This is a genomic window from Micromonospora yongxingensis (assembly GCF_052601155.1).
This window is the reverse complement of sequence record NZ_JBQXEO010000024.1, coordinates 49,656-61,973: the sequence shown is the minus strand read 5'-3', so window position 1 is coordinate 61,973 and position 12,318 is coordinate 49,656. Positions and strand designations below refer to the sequence as shown.

9 protein-coding genes are annotated in these 12,318 nt (G+C 70.6%); 7 read left to right on the top strand and 2 right to left on the bottom strand.

Going from position 1 to position 12,318, the window contains the following annotated elements; genetic code table 11:
- Nucleotides 1-101: 101 nt before the first annotated feature.
- The 3 genes from ACTWLT_RS24910 (at nucleotide 102) to ACTWLT_RS24900 (ending at nucleotide 3,978) form a co-directional block, all read left to right on the top strand.
- Entirely contained in the window at nucleotides 102-494 is a 393-nt protein-coding gene (locus ACTWLT_RS24910) for a cupin domain-containing protein (RefSeq protein ID WP_252418574.1), read from the top strand.
- A gap of 48 nt (nucleotides 495-542) precedes the next feature.
- Nucleotides 543-2,342 (top strand): glycoside hydrolase family 15 protein, encoded by a 1,800-nt coding sequence (locus tag ACTWLT_RS24905; RefSeq protein WP_445320445.1) that lies wholly within the window; start codon nucleotides 543-545, stop codon nucleotides 2,340-2,342.
- Between the two features lie 268 nt (nucleotides 2,343-2,610).
- Nucleotides 2,611-3,978 carry a pectate lyase gene (locus tag ACTWLT_RS24900; protein WP_445320444.1) on the top strand — a complete coding sequence of 456 codons (1,368 nt, stop codon included), beginning with the start codon at nucleotides 2,611-2,613 and terminating at the stop codon, nucleotides 3,976-3,978.
- 52 nt (nucleotides 3,979-4,030) lie between these two features.
- On the opposite strand, the gene ACTWLT_RS24895 is transcribed toward ACTWLT_RS24900, so the two are convergent.
- Both ACTWLT_RS24895 and ACTWLT_RS24890 read right to left on the bottom strand, forming a co-directional pair.
- Nucleotides 4,031-5,221 (bottom strand): threonine synthase, encoded by a 1,191-nt coding sequence (locus ACTWLT_RS24895; protein WP_445320443.1) that lies wholly within the window; start codon nucleotides 5,219-5,221, stop codon nucleotides 4,031-4,033.
- Nucleotides 5,222-5,235: 14 nt separating this feature from the next.
- The gene (locus ACTWLT_RS24890; RefSeq protein ID WP_445320442.1) at nucleotides 5,236-6,282 is read right to left on the bottom strand and encodes a DNA polymerase ligase N-terminal domain-containing protein; all 1,047 of its coding nucleotides are present in this window, start codon (nucleotides 6,280-6,282) and stop codon (nucleotides 5,236-5,238) included.
- A gap of 95 nt (nucleotides 6,283-6,377) precedes the next feature.
- Between ACTWLT_RS24890 and ACTWLT_RS24885 the strand changes: the two genes are divergently transcribed.
- From ACTWLT_RS24885 to ACTWLT_RS24870, 4 genes are all read left to right on the top strand, one after another.
- A complete protein-coding gene (locus ACTWLT_RS24885) occupies nucleotides 6,378-7,163 on the top strand; it encodes an aldo/keto reductase (RefSeq protein WP_445320441.1) in 786 nt (261 codons plus the stop codon).
- A 137-nt stretch (nucleotides 7,164-7,300) separates the two neighbouring features.
- A complete protein-coding gene (locus ACTWLT_RS24880) occupies nucleotides 7,301-7,453 on the top strand; it encodes a hypothetical protein (RefSeq protein ID WP_252418568.1) in 153 nt (50 codons plus the stop codon).
- Nucleotides 7,453-8,418 carry a golvesin C-terminal-like domain-containing protein gene (locus tag ACTWLT_RS24875; RefSeq protein WP_445320440.1) on the top strand — a complete coding sequence of 322 codons (966 nt, stop codon included), beginning with the start codon at nucleotides 7,453-7,455 and terminating at the stop codon, nucleotides 8,416-8,418. The genes ACTWLT_RS24880 and ACTWLT_RS24875 overlap by 1 nt, the downstream gene beginning before the upstream one ends.
- Nucleotides 8,419-9,097: 679 nt before the next feature.
- The gene (locus ACTWLT_RS24870; protein WP_445320472.1) at nucleotides 9,098-12,280 is read left to right on the top strand and encodes a hypothetical protein; all 3,183 of its coding nucleotides are present in this window, start codon (nucleotides 9,098-9,100) and stop codon (nucleotides 12,278-12,280) included.
- Nucleotides 12,281-12,318: the final 38 nt, after the last annotated feature.

Genomic DNA, 12,318 nt, shown 5'->3' with positions numbered 1-12,318 from the left:
ACGATCCCCGTCCGGCAGGGATCCAAACCTGCCCCGCGTGGGGAATTCCACCATCTGCGAGTCCCGGCGTGGCGTGCCGTCGAACCGGGTATGAGGGCGGCATGGAGCATTTCACGATCGCGACCGTCGCCGAGAAGAGCCCGGACTTCCGCCGCGTCCTGTGGACCGGGGAGCACACCCAGCTGGTCATCATGACCATCCCGCCGGGTGGGGAGATCGGCGAGGAGGTGCACGAGGGCATCGACCAGATCCTGACCTTCGTCAGCGGCACCGGCGAAGCGCGGGTGGCCGGCGAGAAGCGGGAGGTCGTCGCGGGCGACCTCGTCGTGGTGCCGGCCGGCACGAAGCACAACTTCGTCAACTCCGGCCCCAACCCGCTGGTGCTCTACACCGTCTACGGCCCGCCGGAGCACGCCGACCAGGCCGTGCACCACACCAAGGAGGAGGCCGACGCCGCCGAGGAGGCCGGCGAGGACGAGCCGCCGACCGCCTGACGCGGCCTGCGGCCGTCTGATCCGGGCCGATCCGGGTACCCCCGGCGGGTGGAGCAGCAGCCGGCGATCTCCGACTACGGATTCCTCTCGGACTCCCGCTCCGGTGCGCTGGTGAGCAGGGACGGTTCGATCGACTGGTGGTGCCCGGCCCGGTTCGACGGCCCGTCCGTGTTCGGGCGGCTGCTCGACCCGAGCGCCGGGCACTTCCGGCTGGCGCCGGTCGGCGCCGGCCGGCACGGGCACCGGGTGGAGCGCGCGTACCGGCCGGACACGCTGGTGCTGCGCACCGTGCACCACACGCCGGACGGGAGCGTCGCGGTCACCGACGCGCTCGCCGCCGAGATCGGTGCCCGCGCCCACGAACTGGGCATGAACTCACCGGCCGTGCTGATCAGAGTGGTCGAGGGCCTGTCCGGGCGAGTCCGCATGGCACTGGACTTCGCGCCACGGCCGGAGTACGGCCTGCTCACGCCGTACCTGCACGAGCAGGCCGATGGCACGGTGCTGGCCGACGCCGGTCCGGCGGTGCTGGTGCTGCGCGCCGGTGGCCTGCCGTTGCGCGCCGGCCGGGACCGGGTGACCCACGAGTTCGAGGTCTCCGCCGGCCAGGTCGTCGGGATGGACGTGGCGTTCGGCGAGTCCTACGGGGCCCCGCCGGCCCGGCTGGACCCGGTTGCCGCGCTCGCCGAGACGACGCAGGCGTGGGAGGCGTACCGGGAGACACACGGGTACGAGGGCCGGTACCCCGAGCTGGTCCGGCACAGCGCGACGGTCCTGACCGGCCTCACGTACGCCCGCAGCGGCGCGGTCGCCGCGGCGTTGACCACGTCGCTGCCGGAGCGCCTGGGTGGCGACCGCAACTACGACTACCGGTACTCCTGGCTGCGGGACTTCTCGATGACCCTGCGCGCCCTCTGGGTGGCGGCCTGCCCCACCGAGGCGTCGCGGCTGTTCGCCTGGGTAGCGCGCTCGATCGGCCGGATCGGCGACGAGCCGGTGCCGGTGCTGTTCGGGCTGCAGGGGGAGCGCGACCTCAGCGAGCACAACTGCACGCACCTGCGCGGCTACGCCGGAAGCGGGCCGGTCCGGATCGGCAACGACGCCTGGCGGCAGCGGCAGCTCGACGTGCCGGGGGAGGTGATGTCGGCGGTCTGGCGGTTGCGCCACTACCTCGGCACGTCGTTCGACATGGAGTTGCGGGAGATGGTGCTCGGCCTGACCGAGCAGGTGGCGAGCACCTGGCACCTGCCCGACCGGGGCATGTGGGAGACCCGCGACCGGGAACGGCACTACCTCTCCTCGAAGGTGCTCTGCTGGCTGACGATGGACCGGGCGGTGCGGCTCGCCCCCCGGCTCGGCGAGCGGGCCGACCCGCACCGCTGGGCCGCGATCCGCGACGAGATCCGCGGTGAGGTGCTCCGGCAGGGGTGGAACGACCGGATCGGTGCGTTCACCGGCGCGTTCGGCTCGGCCGAGCTGGACGCCTCGGCACTCTTCCTGCCGGTGGCGCACTTCCTGCCGGCCACCGACCCCAGGATGCGCTCCACCATCGCCGTGGTGGAGCGGGAGCTCGGAACCGAGGACGGGCTGGTCCGGCGCTGGACGAGCGACCCCGCCGGGTTCCTGCTGTGCTCGTTCTGGCTGGTGGAGTGCCTGGTGATGCTCGGCGAGCAGCGGCGGGCCGAAGAGCTGTTCGAGCGGGTGGTCGGGCACGCCAACGACGTGGGTCTGTTCAGCGAGCAGATCGACCTGGTCACCGGTGCGCAGCTCGGCAACACCCCGCAGGCGCTGTCGCACATCGGCCTGATCAACGCGGCCTGGCGGCTGACGAAACCGGAGAGCTACTGACCCGGGCGTCGGCCGCGTGCCACCCCGCCACCGGTGAATCCTGCAACAGACCTGCAAGCGCCAGGCATTGACGCTGATGCGTACGCGGACCTAGCCTCGAAGTGACGGGAAAGCCCTTTCCCCAGGGTTTTGATCCCGCTTCACCCCGCTCCGGAGACCGGGCATCCGACGGGGCGCACCGATCCCAGGTCGTGGCAGCGCGCCGTGCCGGCACGTCCCCGTACGGACGGCCATGGGATCGCCACCACATGCGTCAAGGAGGACAACTGTGCAGAAGAGACGACTCCCCGGCCGACGACCACTGCTGCTCGCGGTGGGTGCCGGGGCGACCGTGGCGGCCCTCGCGGCCGGCATGACCTCGGCCTTCGCGGCCACCGTGTTCACCGACAACTTCAACGACGGCAACGCCTCCGGCTGGTCAAAGTCCGGCGGCACGTGGACGGTCGTCACCGACGGCTCGGGCGTGCTCAACCAGTCCAACGCCGGCAGTGAGCTGGCCCGGCAGTTCGCCGGCCAGACCGGCTGGGCCGACTACTCCGTGCAGGCCCGGGTCAAGCCGGTGAGCTTCGGCTCGTCCAGCGCCCTGGTCGGCCTGGCCGCGCGCTCCAGCAGCAGCACCAAGATGTACCGGTTGGCCCTGCTCGGCTCCGGCCGGGCCGAACTCCAGGCCGTCAACGGCAGCAGCATCACCGCGATCGGCTCCGCGTCGCTCGGCGTCAGCACCGGCACCTGGTACACCCTGCGCATCGAGACCAGCGGCAGCACCATCCGGGGCTTCGTCAACGGCACCCAGATCGCCGCCGGCAGCAACAGCCTGGCCGCCGCCGGCCGGATCGGCCTGGTCACCGCGTACGCCAGCGGCAGCTTCGACGACGTCGCGGTCGACTCGTCCGGCGGCGGCAACCCGACCACGCCGCCGCCGACCACCCCGCCGCCGACCACGCCACCACCCACCACCCCGCCGCCCGCGGGTTGGCCGACGCCCACCGGCAGCCAGAAGGTGGACGCGACGATCCCGGTCTCCGGCACGTTCGACGGCGGGCTCAAGCGCTACTACGGCATCGGCGACGGCGGGCAGAGCGAGAGCCAGGACCCGATGTTCGAGCTGGCCGCCGGAGCCACCCTGCGCAATGTGATCATCGGTGCGCCGGCCGGTGACGGCGTGCACTGCGAAGGCAACTGCACCCTGATCAACGTCTGGTGGGAGGACGTGGGCGAGGACGCCGCCACCTTCCGCGGCGGCACCACGTACACCGTCGACGGCGGCGGCGCCCGCTCCGCCAGCGACAAGGTCTTCCAGCACAACGGATCGGGCACCGTCTACATCAGGAACTTCCGGGTGGAGAACGCCGGCAAGCTCTACCGGGCCTGCGGCAACTGCTCCACGTCGTACCAGCGGCACGTGGTGATCGACAACGTGGTCGTCCGGGACACCGACGCGATCGCGGGCATCAACACCAACTGGGGCGACACCGCCCGGTTCAGCCGGATCACCATCGTCGACGACCCGGACCGGGAGACCTCGATCTGCGTCAAGTACCGCGGCGTACCGAAGGGCGACGAGCCGACCGAGATCGGCGAGGGCGCCGACGGCGTCAACTGCTTCTACACACCGTCCGACATCACCTACCAGTAGGCCGGCGCGACGGCGCCCCGCGGACCGCACGGCCCGCGGGGCGCCCGCCGTCTCAGGCCAGCACGGGTACGCCGGAAACGTCGACCGTCTCCGGATACTTCAACCCGGCGCCGGTGTTGAGCACCACCACCCGCTCACCGGCCCGGATCCACCCGCCGGCGCGCAGTTGCCGCGCGGCGGTCAGACAGGCGGCGCCCTCCGGGCAGAGCAGCAGCCCCTCCCGGGCGGCGAAGTCCCGCAGGTCGGCCAGGATGTCCGCGTCGTCGACGGCGACCGCGGTGCCGGCCGACGCCCGCAGCGCGGCCAGGATCAGCTCGTCACCCAGCGGCGACGGCACGGTGATGCCGAACGCCACCGTGCGCGCGTCCTCCCACGGCTGCGCCCGGTCCTCACCCGCGGCGAAGGCCCGCACGATCGGCGCGCAGCCCGTCGACTGCACCGCCACCAGCCGGGGCAACTTGTCGCCGATCCAACCCAGCTCGCGCATCTCGTGCAAAGCCTTGTGGATGCCGATCAGCCCGACCCCGCCGCCCGTCGGGTAGATGATCACGTCGGGCGCCTGCCAACCGAGCTGCTCGACGATCTCGTACCCCATGGTCTTCTTGCCCTCCAGCCGGTAGGGCTCGCGCAGCGTGCCGGCGTCGAAGACCGTCCCGCCGGACTCCGCGACCAGCTCGGCCACCCGCCGGCCGGCGTCGCTGATCAGCCCGTCGACCAGGCGCAGGTCGGCCCCGGCGGCCACGCACTCGCTCCGGCAGATGACCGGCGCTCCCAACGGCATGACGATGGTCGCCCCCATCCCGGCCCGCGCCGCGTACGTCGCCCACGCCGATCCGGCGTTGCCGTTGGTGGGCATCGCGATCCGCTCGACGCCCAGCTCACGGGCCCGGCTCACACCCACCGCCGCGCCGCGCGCCTTGAACGAGCCGGTCGGGATCAACCCCTCGTCCTTGACCATCAGGTCCGCGATGCCGATCTCCGCGCCGTACGCGGGGACGCGCAGCAGCGGCGTCCAGCCCTCGCCGAGCGTGGTGATGTGCCGCGGGTCGGCGACCGGCAGCAGCTCCCGGTAGCGCCACAGGTCGGCCGGGCGCAGCGGGAAGCGCTCCGGGGTGACCGCCTTCGCCACCGCCGGCAGGTCGTACTGGGCCAGCAGCGGCGAGCCGCACTCGCAGAGGTTCCGCACCTCGTCGGCGGCGTACTCCCGGCCGCAGCGGGGGCAGTCCAGGTGGGTCAGGTACACGTCGCTCCTCGCCGTCAGACCGCGTCGATGCTCACCCAGTGCCGGCTGCGCTGCCCCGGTTCGTAGACCGAGTCCAGCCGCTTGGCGACAATGCCCGGCAGGCCCTGCTCCCGACCGGTGCGCAGCGCCTCGTCGCCGGTGCCGGGGAACCACGGCGGAGTCTGCCAGTGCGTACCGGTCAACGCCAGCCCATCGAGCAGCTCGCGGCGTTGCGCGTACGGCACGTCGACGCTGCTCACGCCCTCCAGCCACAGCAGGTCGACGAGCAGGAACTGGGCGCCCGCCGGGACCCGGTTGCCGCTGGCCGGGCGCACCGGGCGGACCCGGCCGGCGCCGTCGATGCGGACCAGCACACCGTCGAACACCGCCTCGGTCGGCGCCAGCGCCTCGGCCAGCGCCCGCAACCACGGGTACCCGCCGGTGATCTCCTCGTCGGTCTCGGAGAGCAGCCGCAGCCGCCCGCCGGAGACGTACGCCATCGCCCGGACCCCGTCCCAGCGCAGCTCGTACCCCCACTTGGCGCGGTCGCGGGGGAGCCCTGCGGCGGGCGTGGCGTGCATCGGGCGGACCAGTTCGGGCATCGGCGTCCAGCCCGGCGGCGCCGGGTCGGTGCGCCGGATCATCCAGTCCTTGCCGCCGGTGGCGAAGAGGACGTACCGACCCTCGGTCCGTTCACCCGCGAGCGTCACGATCACCTCGTCGTCGCGCCACTTCTCGGTGCGGTAGGTGCCCTGGTCGTGGATGACCATCCGGCCACCGCCGTACTCGCCGGCGGGTATCTCGCCGGAGAAGTCGAGGTACTCCATCGGGTGGTCCTCGGTGTGCACGGCGAGGTGGTTGCGGCCGGGGTCGCGGGGCAGGCCGCGCGGCACCGCCCACGAGGCGAGGACTCCCTCGTGCTCCAGGCGCAGGTCCCAGTGCAGGCTGCGGGCGTGGTGCTGCTGGATGACGAAGCGCGAGGCACCGTCGGAGCCGGCAGGTGCCTGGCTGCGGTCCGGCACCGGTTCTGGCGTACGGGTCGCATCCCGTCGGCGCCGATACTCCTCCAGCCGGTCCGTCACATCCCGCATTCTCCGGCAAACCGGGCCGTCGCGCTGGACGCCCGAGTGTCCGGTTCGCTCGGCGGGACGGGTCCCGGCGGGGTAGAACGGTCCTCATGGACCTCACCGACCAGCCCACCGTCCTGCTCCCCGGAGACGTGCGGATGCCTCTGCTCGGCTTCGGCACGTGGCAGGCCACCGGCCAGGCGGGCTACGACGCCGTGCTGGCCGCGCTCGACACCGGCTACCGGCACCTCGACACGGCCACCCTCTACGGCAACGAGCGGGAGGTCGGCCGCGCATTGAAGGAGAGCGGGCTGCGCCGGGAGGACGTCTTCATCACCACCAAGGTCCCGCCGGACCGGGTGGGCCGCGAGCGCGAGACCCTGGAGGCCAGCCTGGAGGCGCTCGGCGTCGAGCAGGTGGACCTCTGGTTGATCCACTGGCCGCCGTCCGCCACGGACAGCATCCCGATGTGGCGGGAGTTGCTGGTCGCCCGCGACGAGAACCTCGCCCGGGCCGTCGGGGTGAGCAACTACAGCACCGCCCAGATGGACGAGCTCATCCAGTCGACCGAGGAGAACCCGGCGGTCAACCAGATCCGGTGGGGGCCGGCGCTGTACGACCGGCAGCGGCACGCCGAACACCGGGACCGGGGCGTGGTGCTGGAGGGGTACAGCCCGTTCAAGACCACCGATCTCAGTGACCCGGTGCTGACCCGGATCGCCGGCGCACACGGCGTGTCGCCGGCGCAGGTGGTGCTGCGCTGGCACATCGACCACGAGATCGTGGTGATCCCGAAGTCGGTGACCCCGGAGCGGATCACCGCCAACTTCGACGTCTTCCACTTCTCGTTGACGGCGGAGGAGATGCGCGACATCGACGCGCTCGGCGCCGCCTGACGGCGCTCCGGCTGCCAATTTCCTTCAGCGCGAGGCTCGCCGATGAAGGGTATCGACATCGACGCTCGTGACGGTATACCGTGCCCGTCATCACGTTCGTCGATGTGTCACGAACCCGTCGTCGCTGGAGGATCGCCATGGCCCGGTCACCATCCATCCGTCTGCGCCGCCGAGGGATGCTCGGCATCCCCGCCCTGGTGGCCGTCGCACTGACCACCGTCGTCCGGCCCACCCCGGCGAGCGCCGCGCCCAAGGCCGAGTGCCTGGCCGACCTGCTCGGGGAGTCCTGATGGCGACCATCCCCTGGCTCGTGGACGTGCTGCGCGCCGCCGGGGTCCAGGTCGTCGTCGAGGGCGACTGGCTCAACCGGATGCGGCCCGGTTCCTTCGACCCGATCGGGGTGCTCTGGCACCACACGGCCTCGACCTCCAGCGCCAGCAACCCGCACCCCGCGCTCGGCATCTGCATCAACGGCCGGTCCGACCTGCCCGGTCCGCTCTGCCAGGCGCTCGTCGACTACAACGGCGTCTTCCACGTCATCTCCGCCGGCCGGTGCAACCACGCCGGGGTCAGCGGTGGCAGCGGACCGATCCCGGCCGGAGACGGCAACACCCTGATGATCGGGTGGGAGATCGACTACAACGGCGTCAACCAGGAGATGACCGCCGCGCAGTACAACGCCTCGATCGCCGCCACCGCCGCCGTCCTCACCCGCCTCGGCAGGGACAGCAGCTACGCCCGGGGGCACCGGGAGACCAGCACCACCGGCAAGATCGACCCGTCCTTCATCGACCTGAACGTGATGCGCGCCGACGTGGCGGCGAAGATGGCCGGTGGCGGCACGGCCTGGTCCTCCACGGTGGACAACACCACTGCCGGGCGGTTCACGGCCAGCGCCAACTGGGGCGTGTCGACGTACTCCAGCCAGCGGCACGGCACCGACTACCGCTACGCGGAGCCGGTCGCGGCCAGTGACGTCGCCTGGTACCGGTTCAACGTCCCGGCCACCGCCAACTACCGCGTCGACGCCTGGTGGCCGGCGAACGCCGGCTACAACAGCGCCGCCCCTTACATCGTCTCCACCACCACGGGCAACCGGACGGTCATCGTCGACCAGCGCGTGACCGGTGGTCAGTGGCGGATCCTCGGTACGTTCACGCTGCCGGCGGGAGACGCCAACCGGGTCGGCGTGAGCCGCTGGAGCAACGGCGCCGGCCTGGTCATCGCCGACGCCGTACGCCTCACCCGGGTCTGACCGGCTCTTGGCTTGATCGACTCGCTTTCGGTGAAGTCGGGGTGTCCCAGGCGCGAGGATGCCCCGACTTCCCGGATCCCGAGTGGATCGACACGGTAGTCGTGTGTTCAGCCTCGGCCGGTAGCACTCTTTCCCGCTTATCCGGGGAGTGCGGGATGTGCGTCCGCTATCCGGATATGCGGCGGTCGGCCTGCGGTGACTACGGACCATCCTGGCAGGTGGGGATGGCTGGAACCGCCATTTCTGGATGTTCTGGGGCAGCTGATTTCGGCCAGGATCCGATCGGCGCCCGGCTGCTTTTCGCCACCGCCGTCGTCGTGTTTACCGGTGGGTCGGTCAGGACCACCCAGTGTCGAGTCGCCTCCACTGCGGTTGATGCATTTCTGCTGTCTGCGCCGCCATTTCCGGTGCCCGAATCCCTGACTCAGTGTGCCTGGCCGAGGGTTGGTGAGGCATTCCGGGCGCATCCGCTCTGAGCAGGGAAGACTCCACGGAGTGATCGTCGTCGACGAAATACCTCTATTGTCGCTTTCCTCCTCACTGTTTGTAACAGTACTTGTGCGTAGAGCAGGCTCCTCCCTACAGTCCCGATCGATATTTGAAGACACACGGGGGAGGGTTCGTGGCACGTCGGAAGACTGCCACCGTTCGTTCATGCCTTGCGGCAGGTGTTGCCGTGCTGACGGCGGTCGCATTGGCTGGCATATCGGGCGAACCGGCGGAGTACTTCGCCGCAGGGCCCGATGGCGTAACGGGTGGCGCAGAGAACAGGTCGGACGAGGCGGTGTCCCTACGGGCCGCCCGCGAAACCGGCAAACCGGTGCAGGTCAAGAGCCTCACCTCAGAGACCACCGAGGTGTTCGCCCTACCCGACGGGCAGTTCCGGGCGGAACTGTCGCTCGGGCCGACCCGGGTCCGCCGCGGTGACGGCTGGGTCCCGGTCGACCTGACCCTTCACCGGAACGCCGACGGCAGCCTCCGTCCGGCGGCACATCCCCACGACCTGTCGATCTCCGGCCCGCAACCGGACGGCACCCACGAGCTGGCAGCCGTGGGCAAGGGCGACGACCGGGTGGCCGTCAACTGGGCTGGCGCGTTGCCCGAGCCGCAACTGCGCGAGGACCGGGCGACCTACGTGAACGCCCTGCCCGACGTCGACCTCGTCGTACGGGCGAGCCGGAACGGCCTCGAAACCCTGTTCGTGGTCAAGAGCCCCGCCGCCCTGAGCCGGGTCGCGACGCTGACGCTGCCGCTGACCGGCCGCAATGTCGCGGACACCCAACGCGGCATGGGCGGTGACACCGTCATCAGGGACGCGACGGGCCGCGCCATCGCGACGACCCCGGCCCTGCTGATGTGGGACGCGCGGGTCGACGCCCAGGGCGCGCCCGTCAACAAGGTGCCGGTCACCTCCACCGTCGCGAAGGTCGCCAAGACCGCTGCGGGCAGTGGCATCGCATTGACCCTCACTCCGGACCAGAAGTGGCTCAAGGCGCCGGAGCGGCAGTACCCCATCACCATCGACCCGCAGATCAATCCGCTCTCCACCACCTACGACACGTTCGTGCAGGCCAACGAGAGCGTCGACCGCGGCAGCGAACCAGACCTACGGCTCGGAAAGCTCGGCCCGACCGGCCCGATCACCCGGACGTTCGCCCGCTGGGACACCACCGCGCTGGTCGGCAAGCAGATCAACACGGCGACCATCTCGCTGTGGAACTGGTGGTCGGTGCAGTGCGCCGGGCGGTCCTGGGAACTCTGGACGACAGGCTCGATCTCCGACGGCATCGTGTGGAGCAACCAACCCGCCTGGAACTACCAGGAGAAGGTGACCACGGCGTCGGCCGGCTTCGACTCGTCGTGTGACGACAACTGGGTCGGCGTCGCCGCCACCAGCTTCTTCCAGCGGGCGGCCAACGCGGGCGACACCCGCGCGGACATGGGTCTGCGAGCGACCGACGAGACCGACTCGACGTCGTTCAAGCAGTTCCGGTCCCGCAACTACTCCGGCACCACCGAAGTGCCGAAGGCAAGCGTCACCTACAACTCGTACCCGACGGTGACCGCGAGGGCGACAGTGCCGGCAACCAGCTGCGTGACCGGCTCCACTCGACCCACTGTCAACACGGTGACGCCGCAGCTCAAGGCCACCGTCTCCGACGCGGATGCGACAGCCATGACGGTCGCGTTCGAGTGGTGGGCGATGAACTCCGACACGCCGATCGGGTCGGCCGTCTACACCAACGTCGCCAACGGGGCCACCGCCGCGGCCACGGTACCGGCTGGCGCCTTCGTCGACGGTGGCATCTACCGCTGGCGCGTCAAGGCGTCCGACGGTGTGAGCGGCAGCGACACCTGGTCCTCGTTCTGCGAGATGCAGGTCTATACCACTGTTGCGCCAGTGGCCGGCTGCATCGGCGGCACGGAGAGCGACTTCAACGGCGACGGTGTCGCGGATGTCGCGATCGCCGACCCCGAGGCCCTGGTGAACGGCCAAACCCGTGCCGGGCAGTTGCACGTCAGCTACGGCGGCAGCTCCACGGCCGACACCCTGTACGAGGGTGTCGCCAAGGTACCCGGCGCGCCCGAGCCCGGTGACCGCTTCGGCACCTCGATCTCCTCGTACGACGCCAACAACGACGGATGCACCGACCTCGCGGTCGGTATCCCCAACCAGGATGTCTCCGGCCTGCAGGATGCCGGGGTCGTGCTCGTCCTGCTGGGCTCACGAGCGGGGCTGGCCAAGGGGCCGGACTCCCTGATCTACCACCAGGACGTCACCAACGTGCCGGACGCCGCCGAAGCCTTCGACTGGTTCGGCTACGCGGTCGCCGGCAGCCAGACGGCCAGTGGCCAGCCGTATCTGGTCATCGGTGCACCCGGTGAGTCGCTCGCCTCCCCGGTCACCGGCATCGTCCACTACATCCGGGGCACCGTGAACCTGGCGCTCAGCCAGGGTGCCGGCATCCCCGGAGCAGCCGAGATCGACGACCGCACCGGGTACGCGGTGGCGGCATCCAAGTACCACTGGGCCGTCGGCTCGCCGGGTGAGGCGATCGGCACCGAGGTGTTCGCCGGCGCGGTGAACGTCTTCAGTCACGTGCTGACCAGTGGGCTGCCGACGCTCGCCGCCGAGCTGAACCAGGACGCGGTGTCGGGTCCGGAGCGGGATAAGGCCGAAGCCAACGACAACTTCGGTAAGTCGATCGCCATCGCGCCGTATCGGCCGGTCGGGTCGGCCCAGGGCACCCAGGACTCGTTGGTGGTCGTGGGGGCGCCCGGTGAGGATGACCTCGGGGGCGTCCGACCGACCTTCCCGAGACCGACTGACGTCGGCACGGCGCACGTCTTCCATGTCACCGCGACCAACACCGTTACGCAGGTGAATTCGGTCTTGGACAACGGACGCCAGTTGAACTCGAGCAGCGGCGACTACCTCGGCGAGAAGGTCGCGGTGGTCAACACCAACCCCGCGGTCGAGGGCACCAATTCGACGATGTTCATCGCGGTGGGCATCCCGGGCAGGGACAGTTACGCCCCAACCGAGGACGGTGGCGTCAACACCAGTGACGTCGGTCAGGTATGGGTCCTTCCCGCGCTCGGCTCGGCGAACGCGCCGGTGAAGATCGAGCGAAACGGGACGAGCCTTCCGGGCAACCCCCGAATGAGTGAGATCGCCGGTACCTCGCTCGGTGTCACCTCGAAGCGGCTGCTGGTGGCCACCCCGTACGGCACCGATGCCGTCTACGGCTTCAGTTGGTCGAGCCTGGCCGGCGGCACGACGACGCCCACCGAGACCTGGCAGCCCGGCGTGAACGGCTTCCCGGCCAACGTGAGCACGTTCGGGGCGGCGGTCAACTGATGAAGAACTTGAATTGGCGCAGTTCAACGGGGGAGGAC